Here is a 16,654-nt window from a genome sequence, read left to right as displayed (position 1 = left end):
GTGCGACGCGACGCAGGTGCGCGCGCCGCGCCGAATTCGAAAACTTCACCGCTAACCCATGATCATTCACCCGAATTTCGACCCCGTTGCGATCCATCTCGGGCCGCTGGCCGTGCGCTGGTACGGGCTCATGTATCTCGTCGCGTTCATCGCGGCGATCGTCGTCGGCCGGCTGCGTCTGAAGCTGCCGCATGTGGCCGCGCAGGGCTGGACCGTGAAGGACATCGACGACATGATGTTCTACGGCGTGCTCGGCACGGTGCTCGGCGGCCGGCTCGGCTACGTGCTGTTCTACAAGGCGGGCTACTACTTCGCGCATCCGCTCGACGTCTTCAAGGTATGGGAAGGCGGGATGTCGTTTCACGGTGGCTTTCTCGGCGTGACGCTCGCAATGATGCTGTTCGCATGGCAGCGCAAGCGCCACTGGCTGCAGGTCACCGACTTCGTCGCGCCGATGGTGCCGACGGGGCTGGCGGCGGGCCGGCTCGGCAACTTCATCAACGGCGAGCTGTGGGGCCGTGTGACCGATCCGAATGCGCCGTGGGCGATGCTGTTCCCGGGCGCGATGCGCGACGATGCAGCCTGGCTGCCCGCGCATCCGGCGCTCGTCGCGAAGTGGCATCTGGCCGACGTGTTCATGCAGTACCAGATGCTGCCGCGCCATCCTTCGCAGCTCTATGAAATCGCGCTCGAAGGCATCGTGCTGTTCTTCGCGCTGTTCTTCTTCTCGCGCAAGCCGCGGCCGATGGGCGCGGTGTCCGCGCTGTTCCTGATCGGCTACGGTCTCGCGCGCTTCACGGTCGAGTTCGCGCGCGAACCGGACGACTTCCTCGGGCTGCTTGCGCTCGGCCTGTCGATGGGGCAGTGGCTGTCGCTGCCGATGATCCTCGCGGGCGTCGCGCTGATGGTCTGGGCATATCGCCGCCGTGCGGCGGCCTCGGCTGCGTGATGCGATCGCGCAACTGACGCACCAACGAAAAACGCCGGCCACCGGGCCGGCGTTTTCGCATCCGAAGTGCTCGAGCGTCGTGCGTTATTTCATCTGCACCGAGCCGTTGACCGTGACCGACACGGTCGCCTTGCCGCCTTCGACCGCGATCGGCGCACTCATCTTCGCGCTGTCCATCGCGGGTGCGGCCATCGCCATCATGCGCGGATACGGCTGCACGTTGCGGCCGCTGCCGACGTTCACGTCGCGAATCGAATAGTTGTTGTAGCCGAACGCCTTCGCGGCTTCGTCCGCGCGCACGCGGAACGACTTGATCGCTTCGGTCGTGAGCTTCTGCTCGGCCGCGCGCTGCGCTTCCGGCGACAGCGAGAACTCGACGTTCGCGACCTGCATCAGGTTCGACAACTGGCCCGCGAGCTTCGACGCCGCGGCGAAATCGCGCGATTCGAGCACGACCTCGGTGCGGCCGCGCCATGCGGAGATCCTGCCGTCGCGATCGGTGCTCGGATAGACGGAGAACGCGCCCGTGTGCGCAGTGACGCCCGACACGCTCTTCGCCTGCGCGAGCGCGGCGTCGGCGCGCTGGTTCAGCGCGGACGTCAGGCTGCCCGGGTCCTTCGCCTGCTGCTCGTAGAACAGCGTGATGTGGATGATGTCCTGCGGCACCTCGGCGCTGGCCTGCGACGACAGCGACAGCACGCCCGACGGCTCCGGAAAGTGCGGGTTGACGGCCTGCGCGTGCGCGGCGGGCGACGCGAGCGTCAGCGCGACGGGAACGGCGGCGGCGAGAACGAGCGACAGCGCGAGTGCGGATTTCTTGGTCATTGTTGGACTCCTTGTGCGAGGGCGCGCACGCGGATCACGCGTGCGCGACGCGGGCGGGCCGCGCGACGAAAAAACGACGGCCGGCCCGACTGGCCGGCAGCGGTTGCTTAGGCTGCGCGACCGCGTCGCGAGTTCCGGACGGGCGGTCGTGCGTTGACCAAATTTAATGTTTGCCCTTTGCGTTCACTTCATCAGCCGTTCGGTGATGAAGCGCCATTCGGCGCGCGTGACGGGCGTGATCGACAGCCGGTTGCCTTTCGCGAGCACGCGCATGTCGGCGAGCTCGTCGTATTCGCGCAGCGCGGCGAGCGGCACGAGCGCCGCCTTCTTCACGAAGCGCACGTCGACGAGCAGCCAGCGCGGCGATTCCTGCGTCGACTTCGGATCGTAATAGGGGCTCTTCGGATCGAACTGCGTGGGATCGGGGTAGGGGAGCGACGACACTTCGGCGAGGCCCGCGATGCCGGGCTCGGGGCAGCTCGAGTGATAGAACAGCACGCCGTCGCCGATCTGCATCGTGTCGCGCATGAAATTGCGCGCCTGATAGTTGCGCACGCCGGTCCACGGCAGCGTGCGCTGCGGCGCATCCGCGAGATCGTCGATGCTCGCTTCGTCCGGTTCGGACTTCATCAGCCAGTATTGCATGGATCGTGATCGACGCAGAATGGGCTGCTACAAAAGGAAACGGCATCGGGATAGGTACCCGATGCCGTTGAATAGGCCCCCGCCTTAGCCGCTAGGCCGGCATCCTGAACCTGGGGTTCAGAATTGGTCGCAGTTAGCAGCACTTCGGGTACATCAGACAGAGTGACGCGCGCGCGCCCGTGCTACAAATTTCCGCAACCGTGCACATGGCATTGGTTCAAGGAATATATGACCTTGGCGAACCAGGCAGGGAAGCTGACTAAACTGTGAATCTATGTGTCCAATTTGACCACCGTTGATCGTGGAGATCAAGGGAAATCGACGCATCGATTCGGGTTACTGCGTCTCGTGCTGTGCGAGCACCGCACCGAGCTGTTCATTCATCTGGCGCATTGTACGCCGGATTTCTTCCGCGGGAAATGCTTCACCGTGACGCACGCTCTGCTGCAGCCGCAGCAGTTCCGACGCGAGCGACAGCGCCGCCATCACGGCGATGCGGTCGGTGCCGCGCACCGAGCTGTTCGAGCGGATCTTCGTCATTTCCGCGTCGACGCGCGCGACGGCTTCCAGCAGCGCCGCTTCGGTTTCGGCCGAGCAGGCGAGCCGGTAGGCCTGGCCGAGAATCGAGACTTCGATCTGCTTGGTGCTCATGCATGTTCTCCGTGGCTGGCTGCGTCGTCGCTATCGGTGCGCGACTGCGCATCCAGCAGGTCGAGCTGGTTGTCGGCTTCCGCCGCGCTCTTCGTGCGCGGCAGCTTCTCGAGAATCGCGTTCAGCTTGACCTGCGCGTCGTCGATCTTCGCCGACAGCGTGTCGCGTTCCTCCGCGAGCGCGTTGCGTTCCTCGCGCAGTTGCGCGAGCTCGCTGCGCACCGTGTCCGCTTCCGCGCGCAGTTGCGCGACCTGCTCCTCGAGCGCGAGCCGTTCCGAGTGATAGCGCTGGTTCAGCGCAATCAGTCGGCCAATATTTTGAGATAAGGTTTCGAGTTCGTTGAGCATCTGCTGCGTCCTCTAAAGACCCAGCATTTTAGCGCGGAATAACGCACATTCCGACATATGTAACGTTTCCAGTCGTAACACCCCCGCTTCTTGCCGCGAATATGCGGGTTGCGCATCGCGCGGACCGTTTTCTTGACGCTCTCGCGGCCCGCTCCTAAACTTGGCGCCGCCTCGGTGCTCGCGCGTGCGACGCGCGGTTAAACGGGAAGCAGGGCGCGGGCTCCGCCAGGAGCCGCCAACCTGCGCTGCCCCCGCAACGGTAAGCGGCCGCATCGGACGATGCAGGCCGGCTCGGGTGCGCTCGGCGTGTGCGGTTCGCACGCGGGCGCAGGCCACTGCGCGTGTCTTGCGCGGGAAGGCGAGCCGGAACGCCGCCAGCCCGGATACCGGCCGAGGCGGGGAGCCCGTGCGCGGGCTTCGTGACGCGCGGCCTGCGGGGAAGCGGGGCGCGCTGCGGTTCACAGGACTTTCTTCGATGCTGACCCCAATCGCTCGCACGGCGCTCGGCGCGCTTTGCGGGCTGCCGCTTGCCGCCGTTGCGCAGACGACGGCCGCCGACGGCAATGGCCCCGCCGCACCCACGGCCGCATCCGCCGGCCATGCCGTCGACGCCGCGCTGCTCGCGCCGGTCGTCGTCACCGCGCAGCGTGCGCCGCAGGCGCTCGCCGACGCGATCCCGCAAACCACCGTGTTCGACGCGCAGGACATCGCCGCGCATCCCGGCGCCGACCTGCCGACGCTGCTCGCGCTTGCGCCGGGCGCGCAGATTGTGCGCAACGGCGGCCCGGGCGCGACCGCGACGCTGTTCCTGCGCGGCGCGCAGGCGACGCAGTCGCTCGTGCTGATCGACGGCGTGCGGGTCGATTCCGCGAGTCTCGGCACAGCGCAACTGAGTCAGTTGCCGCTCGACCAGATCGAGCGCGTCGAGGTGGTGAACGGCAACGTGTCGTCGCTGTATGGCTCCGGCGCGATCGGCGGCGTCGTGCAGGTGTTCACGAAGCATGGCGGCAATCATCCGCCGCGCTTCAATTTCGCGGTCGGCCTCGGCAGCTACGGCACGCAGACCCAGCAGGCGGGCGTGTCGGGCCGGCTCGACGGCGAAGGCAGGACGACCTTCAGCGTGTCGGTCGCGCGCGAAAAGGACAATGGATTCTCCGCGCTCGATCCGGCGAAGCGGCCGAAGGCGAACCCGAACGCGAACGGCTATCTGGACGAGAGCGTCACCGCGTCGCTGCGGCACCGCTTCGACGACCGCTGGGACGCAGGCGTCAGCTACTTTCAGTCGAACGGCAACAGCAGCTACGACAGCGCGTTCGGCGCGCCGACCGACCTGAACAACCTGTATTCGCGCGTGCAGCAGGCGCGCGCGTTCGCGAACGGCAAGCTGTTCGACTGGTGGACGACGCACGCGAGCGTCGCGATCGGCAACGACCGCGGCCAGTCGGAACTGAACGGCGCTTACACCGACCACTTCGATACCGACAGCCGCCAGTACACGTGGCAGAACGATTTCCGGATCGCGCCGGACCACGTGATCCAGGCCGGCTACGAGCGGCTCGACCAGCAGTTCACGTCGAACGTCTATGCGGTGCCGCAGCGTCACGTGAATTCCGGCTGGCTCGGTTACACGGCACGCATCGGCCGCCAGCAGTTCCAGGCGAACGTGCGGCGCGACCAGTATTCGGATTTCGGCGGCGCGAACTCGTACTATCTCGGCTACGGTCTCGATCTCACCGACCGTTGGAAAGTCACCGCGAGCTATTCGAGCGCGTTTCGCGCACCGACCTTCAACGACCTCTACTACCCGATTTACGGCAATCCGTCGATCCGGCCCGAGCGCAGCCATTCGGTCGAGGCCGCGGTGCAGTATGCGTCCGATGCGGTGGGCGTCGCGCGCCTGACCGCGTTTCAGACGCGTTACACGAACCTCATCGACTACCAGCCCGTCGCGCAGAACGTCGGCCGCGCGAAGGTGCAGGGGCTCGAAGCATCGTGGCAGGGGCATGTCGGCGCGACCGACGTGCGGGTCGCCGCCACCTTGCAGAACCCGGTCGACGAATCGCAGAATCGGGACCTGGACCGACGCGCGCGGCGTTTCGCGTCGACCGCGGTGAGCCGTGCGTTCGGCCCCGTGCGGGTCGGCGGCGAATGGCTCGTCAGTGGCGCGCGCAACGATCAGTATGGCGGACGTCTCGGCGGCTACGGGCTCGTCAACCTGTCCGCGCGCTACAACATCACGAAGGCGTGGTACGTCAGCGCGCGCATCGACAACCTCTTCGACAAGGACTACGAGCTTGCCTATGCCTACAACACGCCGCGCCGCGGCGCCTATGTCACGCTCGGCTGGCAGCAGCAGTAAGCGGCCGGGCGGCGCGCCCGCGCGCGCGGGACGGGACGCCGCATGAGCCCCGCGCGCGCCGCCGCGATCTGGGCCGCGCTCGCGGCCGCGGTCGCCGCGCTGTTCGTCGCGTCGCTGACGATCGGCAGCGTGCCGATCTCGCCGCTGCAGGCGCTCGCGTCGCTCGTGCCGCACGGCGGCGACGCGTCGGGCGGCACGGCGCTGTTCGGCGACATCGTCCGCACGCTGCGCGTGCCGCGCGCGCTCGCCGGCTTCGCGTGCGGCGCGCTGCTCGCGCTCGCGGGCGCGCTGCTGCAGGTGCTGCTGCGCAATCCGCTCGCCGAGCCGTACGTGCTCGGCGTGTCGGGCGGCGCGGCCGGTTTCGCGCTGGTCGCGATGATCGCGGGCGGCGCGTGGTGGCTCGTCGATGCGTCGGCGTTCGCCGGCGCGCTCGTGTCGATGCTGCTCGTGCTCGGCCTCGCGCGCCGCGAGCTGTGGCGCGGCGACGCGCGCGACGCGTCGCCGCGGCTGCTGCTCACTGGCGTCGTGATCGCGGCCGGCTGGGGCGCGCTCGTCACGCTGCTGCTGTCGCTCGCGCCCGATGCGCGGCTGCGCGGCATCATCTTCTGGCTGACGGGCGACCTGAACGGCGTCGCGACGCCGTGGTTCGCATGGGCCGCGCTCGCGCTCGCCGCGGGTGTCGCGCTGCCGGCCGCGCCGCAACTGAACGTGCTGCTGCGCGGCGACGCGACCGCGCTCGCGCTCGGCGTGCCGGTCGCGCGGCTGCGCGTGCGGATCTATCTCGTCGCGTCGCTGGCCGCCGCGGCCGCGGTGACGACCGCCGGCACGATCGGCTTCGTCGGGCTCGTCGTCCCGCACGCGCTGCGCCTCGCGTTCGGCAACGACCAGCGCATGCTGTTGCCCGCCGTGATGCTCGCGGGCGGCGGCGGCGTGATGGCGGCCGACCTGCTCGCGCGCACCGTGATCGCGCCCGCGCAACTGCCGGTCGGCGTGATGACCGCGCTGATCGGCGTGCCGGTGTTCCTGTGGATGTTGCTGAGGAGACCGATGCGATGAGCGTGACCGAATCCCGTCGTTCCGGCGATGCCGTATACGCGGCCGTTGACTTGACGCTGCGAGCCGGCGCGCGCACGCTGCTGAGCGGATTCACGCAGACGTTCCGGCCCGGCGAGATCTGGTGCGTCGCGGGGCCGAACGGCGCCGGCAAGACGACGCTGCTCGCGACGCTCGCGGGCCTTTCTGCGCCGTCGGGCGGCCACGTCGAAGCCGACGGCCGGCCGCTCGCCGCGTGGCCGGCCGCGCAGCTCGCGCAGCGGCGCGCGCTGATGCCGCAGCAACTGCACGACGCGTTCAGCGCGACCGTGTTCGACACGGTGCTGCTGAGCCGCTTCCCGTATCTCGGCGGCTGGGGCTGGGAGCGCGACGGCGATCGCGCGGCCGCGCGCGATGCGCTGGCGACCTTCGGCCTCGCGGCGTTCGCCGGGCGCGACGTGCTGTCGCTGTCCGGCGGCGAGCGGCAGCGCGTCGCGCTGGCCGCGACGCTGTGCCAGGGCGCGCCGCTGCTGCTGCTCGACGAGCCGCTCGCGCATCTCGACCTGCATCACCAGATCGACTGCCTGACCGCGCTGGCCGCGTGGCTCGCAGCCGGCCAGCGCACCGTGCTGTTTTCGTGCCACGATCTGAATCTCGCGCGGCGCTTCGCGACGCATGCGCTGCTGCTCGATGGACGCGGCCGCGCATCGGCGGGGCCCGTGCATGACGTGCTGACGCCCGAACGCGCGAGCGACGCGTTCGGCTATCCGCTCGTGCTGATCCGCCAGGACGGCCGCGATGCGCTGCTGCCCGCGTGGCCGGAGCGGCGATGAATGCCTTTCTTTCGATGCGCGGCGGTTGCCGCGCCCATGAGGTGAACTCACGATGACACCGATCGACTTCCTGCCCGAGATCGCGCCGCTCGATGCCGCGCTGCGCGCGCGCCTGCAACATGTGATCGACCACAAGACCAAGCCGCCCGGCAGCCTGGGCCAGCTCGAAGCGCTGGCGCTGCAGCTCGGCATGATCCAGCGCACCGAGCGGCCGCTCGTGCAGCGTCCGGTGACGATCGTGTTCGCCGCCGACCACGGAATCGCGGCCGAAGGCGTGAGTCCGTATCCGCAGGCCGTGACCGCGCAGATGGTCGCGAACTTCCTCGCCGGCGGCGCGGCGATCAACGCGTTCTCGGGCGTCGCGCAGAGCACGCTCGAGATCGTCGACGCGGGCGTCGCGTCACCGCTGCCCGCATCCGACCGGCTGATCGCGCTGCCGATCGCGCGCGGCACGCGCAACTTCGCGCAAGAGAGCGCGATGACGCGCGACGAGGCCGTCGCCGCGCTCGCGGCCGGCGCGGCGCGCGTGCGTCATCATGCGGCGCTCGGCACCAACGTGATCGGCTTCGGCGAAATGGGCATCGCGAACACGTCGTCCGCCGCGTGCCTGATGAGCCGCCTGCTCGACGTGCCGATCGACGCCTGCGTCGGGCGCGGCACCGGCCTCGACGACCAAGGGCTCGCGCACAAGCGCACGGTGCTCGGGCGCGCGCTCGCGCGGCATTCGCATGCGATCACGCCGCTCGACGTGCTCGCGACGTTCGGCGGCTTCGAGATCGCGATGATGACGGGCGCGTTTCTCGCGGCGGCGAGCGAGCGGATGACGATCCTCGTCGACGGCTTCATCGCGACGTCCGCGCTGCTGGTCGCCGAGCGGCTCGCGCCGGCTGTGCGCGAATATTGCGTGTTCTCGCACACGTCGCACGAGGCGGGGCACCGCCGGATGCTCGAGCATTTCGGCGCGAAGCCGTTGCTCGCGCTGGACCTGCGGCTCGGCGAGGGCACCGGCGCGGCGCTCGCGCTGCCGCTCGTGCGCGCGGCGGCGGCGTTCATGAGCGAGATGGCGAGCTTCGAATCCGCGGGCGTCGACGATCGTGACGCCTGACCGGCCGGCCGGCCTGCGCGCCGAGCTGCGTTACTTCTTCGTCGCGCTCGGCTATTTCACGCGCGTGCCGGTGCCGCGCGCGATCGGCCATGCGGCGGGCGATCTCGATCAGGCCGCGCGCTACTTCCCGCTGGTCGGCGCATGCGTCGGCGCGTGGGGCGCGCTCGTCTACCTGGCCGCGCTGCGCGTGTTCCCGGCATCGATCGCGGTCGGACTGTCGATCGCCGCGACACTGCTCGCGACCGGCGCATTCCACGAGGACGGGCTTGCCGACAGCTGCGACGCGTTCGGCGGTGGCTACACGCGCGACGATGTGCTGCGCATCATGCACGACTCGCGGATCGGCACGTTCGGCGCCGCCGCGCTCGTGATCGCGCTCGGCCTGAAGTGGCAGGCGCTCGTCGCGCTGCCGCCGCTGCGCGCCGCGTGGACGATGATCGCCGCGCACGCGGCGAGCCGCGTGGCGGCGGTGAGCCTCCTGACGTCGCTCGACTATGTGCGGGCGGAAGGCAAGGCGAAGCCGGTCGCGCGGCGCATGGGGCCGCGCGCCGCGCTCGTCGCGGCGGCGTTCGGGCTGCCGTGGCTGTTCTGGCCGGACTGGCGCATGGGCGTCACCGCGCTCGGCGCGCTCGTGCTGCTGCGCGCGTGGCTCGCACGCTATCTGGTCCGGCGGATCGGCGGCTATACCGGCGATTGCCTGGGCTTCGCGCAGCAACTGGGCGAATTGACGATCTATCTGGTCGTGCTCGGATGGACGTCGTCCTGATTCGCCATCCGGCAGTCGCCGTCGATCCGGGCGTGTGCTACGGGCGCAGCGACGTGCCGCTCGCCGCGTCGGCGCAGGCCGGCGCGCAGGGTGTGCGCGAGCGGCTCGACGCGTTGCGCGCGCCATTGCCGCAGTGCATCTGGTCGAGCCCGCTCGCGCGTTGCGCGTCGGTCGGCGAACGGCTCGCGCAGGCGCTCGGCGTGCCGTTGCAGTACGACGGATGCTGGCAGGAGATGGACTTCGGCGCGTGGGAGATGCGGCGCTGGGACGACATCGACCGCGCGGCGCTCGATGCGTGGGCCGCCGATCTGATGCATGCCTGTGCGCACGGCGGCGAAAGCGTCGCGCGCTTCGCCGCGCGGGTCGCGCAAGGCGTCGACGCGACCGTGCAGGCCGACGCGCCGCAATGGGCAGTCACGCATGCCGGCGTGATCCGCGCGTTTGCGTCGCAGGTGCTGCGCGTGCCGCTCGACGCGCTGTTGTCGCGGACGGTGCCGTTCGGCGGCATCGTGTGGCTGCGCATGCGCGATGCGGCCGGCGCGTGGGAGATCGTGCACTGGGACGCATGAGCGTCGCGCGTCCGTCAGCGTGCGGGCCGCCGCGTGCGCGCGGCGTCGAGGTCCTCGCACAGCGCGGCCGCGCCCTGCGCGACGCGCGGCGACGCGCGGGTCAGCAGGTCGCCGTCGATCGCGAACAGGTTGCCGCGCGCGACGGCCGTCAGCGCCGGCCATGCACGCCAGCGCGCGAGGCTCGGCAGCGCGTCGTTCGACGGCGTCGCACCGGCGCTCGTCGTCACGATCGCTTCGGGATTGGCCGCGAGCACGGCCTCGTCGGTCACCGTCGGCACGAGCGGCTTGAGCGACGCGAACACGTTGCGGCCGCCGCACAGCGCAATCACGTCGCTGATCAGATGCGCGCCGTTGAGCGTCACCAGCGGCCGGTCCCACACCTGGAAGAACACCGTGACGCTCGGGCGCGCCGCATAGCGCGTGCGCAGCGCGGCGACGTCGCGCGTGAACGATGCCGCCGCCGCGTCGGCCGCGGGCTGCGTGCCGAGCAGCGCGCCGAGCTGGCGCAGTGACGTTGCGATGTCGTCGAGATGTTTCGGCTCGCTGTAGAACAGCGGGATGTGCAATGCGCGCAGCGCATCGGTCTGCCGCTCGGCGTTGCCGTGACGCCAGACGACGATCAGGTCGGGCTTCAGCGCGGCGATGCGTTCGAGATCGAGCGACTTGTTGTCGCCGACGCGCGGCACCGATTTCGCGGCGCTCGGGTAGTCGCTGTACGTGACCGTGCCGACGAGCTTCGCGCCGCCGCCTGCCGCATAGATCAGCTCGGTCGCGTGCGGCGCGAGGCTGACCACGCGCTGCGCGGGCGCGGGAAGCGTGACCGTATTGCCGGCGTCGTCGCTTGCGCTGACGTCCGCATGCGCGAACGGGGCGGCGCCGAGCGCGATCAATGCCGCAAGCGCCGGCAGGGCGCGGCGCGCGTCGTTCGTCATCGCGGCTGCGCGCGCAATGCCGGCACGCACTGTGCAAGCGCGCGCTCGAGACGCCGCCATTCGTCGTCGTTGCCCGGCAGGCCGAGGCGCACGCTCGACGGCTGCGCGAAATGGCGCGTCCAGATGCCGTGCCGCGCCAGCGCCGCATGCAAGCCCGCCGCGTTCGGATCGGCGGTCCAACTGAACAGCGGCGTCGAATGCACGACGTAGCCGTGTCCGCGCAGCAGCGCCGCGAGCCGCGCGCCGTCCGCGGCGAGCCGTTCGCGGGCGGCCGCCTGCCACGCACGGTCGGCGAACGCGGCGGCCACCGCGTGACGCGCGGGGCCGCCGACCGTCCATGCGCCCAGCGTGTCGCGCAGCGAGACGATCAGCTCGGGATGGGCCAGCACGAAACCGGCGCGGATGCCGGCGAGGCCGAAGAACTTGCCGACCGAGCGCAGGACGACGAGACCCGGGCGGTTCACGCAAGCGGCGAGCGAGCCAGCCGCGCCCGTATCGGCGAACGCCTCGTCGACGATCAGCGTGCCGCCGCGCGCCGCCAGCTGCGCATGCCAGCCGAGCAGGCGCTCGGCGGCGACGCGCTCGGCGGTCGGGTTGTTCGGACTCCCGACAATCACGTGGCGCAGCGTCGCGGGCAGCGTGTCGACGGCGATGTCGAGCGGTGCGACGCGATGGCCGCGCCGCGCGAACGCGGGCCCGTATTCGCCGTACGCGAGCGGTGCGACGCCCACGTCGCCGTCGGGCAGCAGCGCGGGCAGCGCGCGGATCGCGGCCTGGCTGCCGGCGACCGGCAGCACGTGCGCCGGGTCCGGCGCGCCGTAGTAATCGGCCGCGCACGCGGCGAGCCCGTCGCCGTCGTCGGGCAGGCGGCGCCACGCGTCGGCGGGCACGGGCGGCACCGGATAGCCGACCGGGTTGATGCCGGTCGACAGGTCGAGCCACGCGTCGTACGGAATGCCGTGGCGGCGCGCGGCGTCATGCAGGTTGCCGCCGTGCGCGATGCGGGTGTCAGACATGTTGGGTGCCCATGACGAGGATGGCGCTCGCGACCAGCAGCGCGAGCCAGAGCGCGAGCGTGCGCGTGACGAGCGACAGCGCGGCGACGATGTGCGCGGCGCTCGCGGGCGAACCCGCGCCGAGCACCGGGCGGTGCTCGAGCTCGCCGTGATAGACGGCCGGGCCGCCGAGCTGCACGTTCAGGCTGCCGGCGCCGGCGGCCATCACCGGGCCCGCGTTCGGGCTGTCCCAGTGGCGGGCTTGCGTGCGCCAGCAGCGCCACGCCGACGCGGTGTCGCCAAGCAGTGCGTAGCTCGCGGCCGTGAGGCGCGCGGGCGCCCAGTTCAGCAGGTCGTCGATCCGTGCGGCGGCCCAGCCGAAGGTCAGGAAGCGCGGCGTGCGGTAGCCCCACATCGCGTCGAGCGTGTTCGCGAGCCGGAACATCAGCGCGCCGGGGCCGCCGGCGATGACGAACCAGAAGAGCGCGCCGAAGATCGCGTCGTTGCCGTTCTCGAGCGCCGATTCGACGGCCGCGCGCGACAGCGCGCCCTCGTCGGCGGCGCTGGTGTCGCGCGACACGATGCGCGCGGTCAGCGCCCGCGCGCCCGGCAGGTCGTGCCGGAACAGCGCGGCGGCGATCGGCGCGAGATGGTCGGCGAGACTCTTCGCGCCGAGCGCGAACCAGAGCAGCGCGACGTGCAGCGCGGCCGCGAGCGGCGCGGGCAGCGCGGCGGCCAGCCACGCGGCGATCAAGACCGGCGGCGCGACGGCCGCGAGCCACGCGGCGATGCCCGTCAGGCGGCCGCGCCGGCCCGTGTTCAGCGCCGCTTCGATGCGCGCGGCGAGCCGCCCGAACGCGACGAGCGGATGCGCGGCCGACGGCTCGCCGACCACGCGGTCGACGATGACCGCGATGACCGCGAGCATCGCGACCGTGGGCAACGACAGCATCAGCATGACGCGGGCTCCGTCTTGATCGCGACCGGCACCCCGGCGACGAGCAGCGTGACGCGCGTCGCGAGCGCGGCGACGCGCTGGTTCAGGCGGCCGAGCTCGTCGACGTAGCGGCGCGTCACCGCGCCGAGCGGCACGACGCCGAGCCCGATCTCGTTGCTGACGACGATCACCTTCGCGCGGGCGTCGCGCAGCGCGGCTTCGAGCGCGGCGACGCGCGCTTCGTAGTGCGCGTCGTCGTGCGGTTCGCCTTCGGCCGGGCACAGCAGGTTCGTGAGCCACAGCGTCAGGCAGTCGACGAGCAGGCACGCACCGGGATCGTCGAGTCGCGCGAGGGTTTCGGCGAGCTCGACGGGCGCGTCGGCGAATCCCCAGCTCGCGGGCCGGCGCGCGCGATGATGCGCGATGCGCTGCGCGAATTCGGCGTCGGCAGCCTGTGCGGTCGCGATATAGGTGACGGGGCGGCCGCAGTCGGCCGCGAGCCGCTCGGCATGCGCGCTCTTGCCCGAGCGTGCGCCGCCGAGGACGAAGGTGAGATCGTGCGGAATCATCGCGTGATTGTAACGGCGCGGGCGATAATGCGGCCTTCGATTCGCCACGCCTTTCACACGATGAATGCACCCGAGTTGCGGCCGCGCGGCACGCTGATGATCCAGGGCACGACGTCGGACGCCGGCAAGAGCACGCTCGTCGCGGGCCTGTGCCGCCTGGCGCGCCGCGCCGGCGCGCGCGTCGCGCCGTTCAAGCCGCAGAACATGGCGCTCAACAGCGCGGTGACGGCCGACGGCGGCGAGATCGGCCGCGCGCAGGCGCTGCAGGCGCTCGCCGCGGGCGTCGCGCCGCATACCGATTTCAACCCCGTGCTGCTCAAGCCGACCAGCGACCGCGGCGCGCAAGTGATCATCCACGGCAAGGCGCGCGCGAACCTGAACGCGCGGGCGTACCACGACTACAAGCCGGTCGCGTTCGACGCGGTGCTCGATTCGTATGCGCGGCTGCGCGCCGGCTACGACACGGTGATCGTCGAGGGCGCGGGCAGCCCGGCCGAGATCAACCTGCGCGAAGGCGACATCGCGAACATGGGCTTCGCCGAGCGCGTCGACTGCCCGGTCGTGCTGGTCGCCGACATCGACCGCGGCGGCGTGTTCGCGCATCTGGTCGGCACGCTCGCGTGCCTGTCGGACAGCGAGCGCGCGCGGGTGCGCGGCTTCGTGATCAACCGCTTCCGCGGCGACTTCAAGCTGCTCGAACCGGGCCTCGACTGGCTGCGCGCGCAGACCGGCAAGCCGGTGTTCGGCGTGCTGCCGTACCTGCACGGCCTCACGCTGGACGCGGAGGACATGCTGCCCGCGCAGGCGCGCAGCGGCGCCGCCGCGCACGCCGGCGGCCGCGTGCTGCGCGTCGTCGTGCCGGCGCTGCCGCGGATCAGCAACCACACCGATTTCGATCCGCTGCGCGCGCATCCGCAGGTCGAGTTCACGTACTGGAAGAGCGGGCCCGTGCCGGCCGCCGACCTGCTGATCCTGCCCGGCTCGAAGAGCGTGCAGCGCGATCTCGCGTGGCTGCGCGACGCCGGCTGGGACGCGGCGATCCGGCGGCACCTGCGCTATGGCGGCAAGGTGATCGGCATCTGCGGCGGCATGCAGATGCTCGGCCGCTCGCTCGACGATCCGCTGGGCCTCGAAGGGGCGCCCGGCAGCGTGCCGGGGCTCGGCCTGCTCGAGTTCGACACGACGCTGCAGCCGGACAAGACGCTGAAGAACGTGACGGGCCGCCTGGCCCTGCCGGGCGGCGCGGCCGTGCGCGGCTACGAGATCCACATGGGCGAGACGCGCGGCCCCGCGCTCGCGGCGCCGGCGCTCGAGCTGACGGCCGACGGCGCGGCCGCCGCGCACGCGGACGGCGCGCGGTCCGACGACGGCCAGATCCTCGCCACCTACGTGCACGGGCTGTTCGACACACCGGACGCGTGCGCGGCGCTGCTCGCGTGGGCGGGCCTCGACGCGGCCGAGCGGATCGACTACCCGGCGCTGCGCGAGGCGTCGCTCGAGCGCCTCGCCGACACGTTCGCCGCGCATCTCGACCTGCCGGCGCTGTACGCCGAATTCCGCTGAGCGATTCGTCCTCGCTTTTTCCGTCGCGTGGCGTACAACCAAAGGAGGGCGGATGTCCGTCCGGAGGAGCGCGACGATGAAAGCTCGACGGTGGTGGGCGGTATTGCTGCTGGCGTTGCTGACGGTCCCGACGTGGGCGCAGGCCTGCGATTACGGATCGGGCGGCGGCAGCTCGTCCGGCTACAGCGGATCGCAGGGCAAGGGCGGCGGCTACTGACGCACGAATCGGGGCATGATGGATCATGCCCTTTTTTATTCTGATTCGTTCTCGCGGAGAGATAATTTAAGCGGTGTTGCGTGTTTATTGGTGGAAAAGGTTCGAATAGAGTGCGGTTCATTCCAATCCACTCACGAAGGAACCCCGACATGAACCCGAACCGCCTCAACGATTTCGCCGCCACGCTGCTGCGCGTCGCGCTCGGCGTGCTGTCCTCGCGCACGTCGCGCAGAAGGTGTTCGTCTTCACGCTGCCCGGCACCGCGCAGTTCTTCGCGTCGATCGGCCTGCCCGCGTGGCTTGCGTACGTCACGACGGCCGTCGAGCTGGCGGGCGGCATCGCGCTCCTCGCCGGCTTCCGTGTGCGCGTCGCCGCGCTGGCGCTGCTGCCGTTCATGCTCGGCGCGACGGCCGCGCACCTGCCGAACGGCTGGAGCTTCGGAGCGCCGCACGGCGGCTGGGAATATCCGGCGTTCTGGGCCGTGACGCTCGCCGTGCAGGCGCTCCTGGGCGGCGGCGCATTCGCGCTCGGCGCGCCGCGGGCCGCGGCGCAGCGCGCGGCGTGACCCGGTCCGGCACCGGGCGGCATCGATGCCGCCGGTTCCGGTGATGCCCCATTTGCCGATATCATCGCTCCCTGTATCCGCAATTGTGCGACGCCCGCCTGCCGGCCGGCGCCGCACGGCTTCTTCGGGGGAATTCATGACGGTGATCGTGGTGGCGAATCCGAAGGGCGGCGTCGGCAAGAGCACGCTGTCCACCAATCTCGCTGGTTATTTCGCGGCGCAGGGCGCATGGGTCGCGCTGGCCGATCTCGACCGGCAGCAGTCCGCGCATGCGTGGCTCGACCTGCGCCCGGCCGGGCTGCCCGCCATCGAGGCGTGGGGGCTCGACCCGGATGCGCCGTCGAAGCCGCCGCGCGGCCTCGAATACGCGGTGATCGACACGCCGGCCGGCCTGCACGGCAACCGGCTGAACGTCGCGCTGCAACTCGCGGACAAGGTGATCGTGCCGCTGCAGCCGTCGATGTTCGACATCCTCGCGACCCAGCACTTTCTCGAACGGCTCGCGAACGAAAAGGCGGTGCGCAGGGGCAGCGTCGAAGTCGGCATCGTCGGGATGCGGGTCGATGCGCGCACGCGCTCGTCCGAGCAGCTGCATCGTTTCGTCGAGGGGCTCGAGCTGCCGGTGCTCGGCTACGTGCGCGACACGCAGAACTACGTGCAACTCGCCGCGCACGGGCTCACGCTGTGGGACGTCGCGAAGAGCCGCGTCGACAAGGATCTCGAACAGTGGGGCCCGATCGTCGCGTGGGCGGAGCGCAAGGCGTCGAAGGGCGCATGACGGCACGGCGCGGCTCG

Annotated in this window: 18 protein-coding genes, 1 other RNA gene, 1 pseudogene and 1 riboswitch; of the genes and pseudogenes, 11 read left to right on the top strand and 9 right to left on the bottom strand. The window is 70.7% G+C overall.

The features are described 5' to 3' along the window. Window positions 1-58 precede the first annotated feature (58 nt). Entirely contained in the window at window positions 59-949 is an 891-nt protein-coding gene (lgt, locus tag KY49_RS18620) for a prolipoprotein diacylglyceryl transferase (protein ID WP_042586090.1), read from the top strand. A gap of 84 nt (window positions 950-1,033) precedes the next feature. Here lgt and KY49_RS18615 read toward each other — a convergent pair whose 3' ends face one another. The 5 genes from KY49_RS18615 to KY49_RS18600 form a co-directional block, all read right to left on the bottom strand. Continuing rightward, window positions 1,034-1,774, bottom strand: coding sequence for an SIMPL domain-containing protein (locus KY49_RS18615; protein ID WP_042586089.1), 741 nt, complete (start codon window positions 1,772-1,774; stop codon window positions 1,034-1,036). Window positions 1,775-1,957: 183 nt separating this feature from the next. Continuing rightward, window positions 1,958-2,419 (bottom strand): EVE domain-containing protein, encoded by a 462-nt coding sequence (locus KY49_RS18610; protein WP_042586088.1) that lies wholly within the window; start codon window positions 2,417-2,419, stop codon window positions 1,958-1,960. A gap of 72 nt (window positions 2,420-2,491) precedes the next feature. Beyond that, a non-coding RNA gene (gene ssrS, locus KY49_RS34825) (6S RNA) lies at window positions 2,492-2,675 on the bottom strand. An 80-nt stretch (window positions 2,676-2,755) separates the two neighbouring features. After that, window positions 2,756-3,070 (bottom strand): cell division protein ZapA, encoded by a 315-nt coding sequence (locus KY49_RS18605; protein WP_010090984.1) that lies wholly within the window; start codon window positions 3,068-3,070, stop codon window positions 2,756-2,758. Further along, complete coding sequence (locus KY49_RS18600; RefSeq protein WP_042586087.1) at window positions 3,067-3,417, bottom strand: ATPase; 351 nt, start codon at window positions 3,415-3,417, stop codon at window positions 3,067-3,069. The genes KY49_RS18605 and KY49_RS18600 overlap by 4 nt, the downstream gene beginning before the upstream one ends. A gap of 155 nt (window positions 3,418-3,572) precedes the next feature. After that, window positions 3,573-3,826: riboswitch (cobalamin riboswitch) on the top strand. A gap of 66 nt (window positions 3,827-3,892) precedes the next feature. Here KY49_RS18600 and KY49_RS18595 point away from each other — a divergent pair. From KY49_RS18595 to cobC, 6 genes are read left to right on the top strand one after another with little or no spacing between them, the layout of a single operon-like run. Continuing rightward, window positions 3,893-5,776 carry a TonB-dependent receptor domain-containing protein gene (locus tag KY49_RS18595; RefSeq protein WP_063840491.1) on the top strand — a complete coding sequence of 628 codons (1,884 nt, stop codon included), beginning with the start codon at window positions 3,893-3,895 and terminating at the stop codon, window positions 5,774-5,776. A 42-nt stretch (window positions 5,777-5,818) separates the two neighbouring features. Continuing rightward, window positions 5,819-6,832 carry a FecCD family ABC transporter permease gene (locus KY49_RS18590; protein ID WP_042586085.1) on the top strand — a complete coding sequence of 338 codons (1,014 nt, stop codon included), beginning with the start codon at window positions 5,819-5,821 and terminating at the stop codon, window positions 6,830-6,832. Beyond that, window positions 6,829-7,641, top strand: coding sequence for an ABC transporter ATP-binding protein (locus tag KY49_RS18585; RefSeq protein WP_042586084.1), 813 nt, complete (start codon window positions 6,829-6,831; stop codon window positions 7,639-7,641). The genes KY49_RS18590 and KY49_RS18585 overlap by 4 nt, the downstream gene beginning before the upstream one ends. Window positions 7,642-7,693: 52 nt before the next feature. Continuing rightward, the gene (cobT, locus tag KY49_RS18580) at window positions 7,694-8,746 is read left to right on the top strand and encodes a nicotinate-nucleotide--dimethylbenzimidazole phosphoribosyltransferase (RefSeq protein WP_042586083.1); all 1,053 of its coding nucleotides are present in this window, start codon (window positions 7,694-7,696) and stop codon (window positions 8,744-8,746) included. Continuing rightward, window positions 8,736-9,512: an adenosylcobinamide-GDP ribazoletransferase gene (locus tag KY49_RS18575; RefSeq protein WP_042586082.1), complete on the top strand. Its 777-nt coding sequence runs from the start codon at window positions 8,736-8,738 to the stop codon at window positions 9,510-9,512. The genes cobT and KY49_RS18575 overlap by 11 nt, the downstream gene beginning before the upstream one ends. Further along, on the top strand, window positions 9,497-10,081 hold the full coding sequence (gene cobC, locus KY49_RS18570) for an alpha-ribazole phosphatase (RefSeq protein ID WP_042586081.1): 585 nt from the start codon (window positions 9,497-9,499) through the stop codon (window positions 10,079-10,081). Before KY49_RS18575 ends, cobC begins: the two co-directional genes overlap by 16 nt. 14 nt (window positions 10,082-10,095) lie before the next feature. Here cobC and KY49_RS18565 read toward each other — a convergent pair whose 3' ends face one another. Genes KY49_RS18565 through cobU form a run of 4 tightly spaced genes read right to left on the bottom strand, consistent with a single transcriptional unit; the run spans window position 10,096 to window position 13,514 of the window. Continuing rightward, on the bottom strand, window positions 10,096-11,013 hold the full coding sequence (locus KY49_RS18565) for a cobalamin-binding protein (RefSeq protein ID WP_042586856.1): 918 nt from the start codon (window positions 11,011-11,013) through the stop codon (window positions 10,096-10,098). Next, window positions 11,010-12,029: a threonine-phosphate decarboxylase CobD gene (gene cobD, locus KY49_RS18560; RefSeq protein ID WP_042586080.1), complete on the bottom strand. Its 1,020-nt coding sequence runs from the start codon at window positions 12,027-12,029 to the stop codon at window positions 11,010-11,012. Before cobD ends, KY49_RS18565 begins: the two co-directional genes overlap by 4 nt. Beyond that, on the bottom strand, window positions 12,022-12,966 hold the full coding sequence (cbiB, locus tag KY49_RS18555) for an adenosylcobinamide-phosphate synthase CbiB (protein ID WP_042586079.1): 945 nt from the start codon (window positions 12,964-12,966) through the stop codon (window positions 12,022-12,024). Before cbiB ends, cobD begins: the two co-directional genes overlap by 8 nt. Beyond that, complete coding sequence (gene cobU / locus KY49_RS18550) at window positions 12,960-13,514, bottom strand: bifunctional adenosylcobinamide kinase/adenosylcobinamide-phosphate guanylyltransferase (protein ID WP_029226379.1); 555 nt, start codon at window positions 13,512-13,514, stop codon at window positions 12,960-12,962. Before cobU ends, cbiB begins: the two co-directional genes overlap by 7 nt. 60 nt (window positions 13,515-13,574) lie before the next feature. Here cobU and KY49_RS18545 point away from each other — a divergent pair, with 60 nt between their 5' ends. The 4 genes and pseudogenes from KY49_RS18545 (at window position 13,575) to KY49_RS18535 (ending at window position 16,637) form a co-directional block, all read left to right on the top strand. Next, window positions 13,575-15,077 carry a cobyric acid synthase gene (locus KY49_RS18545; RefSeq protein ID WP_042586078.1) on the top strand — a complete coding sequence of 501 codons (1,503 nt, stop codon included), beginning with the start codon at window positions 13,575-13,577 and terminating at the stop codon, window positions 15,075-15,077. 76 nt (window positions 15,078-15,153) lie between these two features. Continuing rightward, complete coding sequence (locus KY49_RS37500; RefSeq protein WP_155016851.1) at window positions 15,154-15,294, top strand: hypothetical protein; 141 nt, start codon at window positions 15,154-15,156, stop codon at window positions 15,292-15,294. 149 nt (window positions 15,295-15,443) lie between these two features. Then, window positions 15,444-15,859, top strand: a pseudogene (locus KY49_RS18540) (DoxX family protein). 136 nt (window positions 15,860-15,995) lie between these two features. After that, a complete protein-coding gene (locus KY49_RS18535) occupies window positions 15,996-16,637 on the top strand; it encodes a ParA family protein (protein ID WP_042586077.1) in 642 nt (213 codons plus the stop codon). Window positions 16,638-16,654 lie beyond the last annotated feature (17 nt).

The sequence above is a fragment of the Burkholderia sp. MSHR3999 genome (genome assembly GCF_000833595.1).
GTDB classification, from domain to species: Bacteria; Pseudomonadota; Gammaproteobacteria; order Burkholderiales; family Burkholderiaceae; genus Burkholderia; species Burkholderia ubonensis.
The sequence above is the reverse complement of the archived record's forward strand: the minus strand, read 5'-3'. Positions and strand labels throughout refer to the sequence as shown.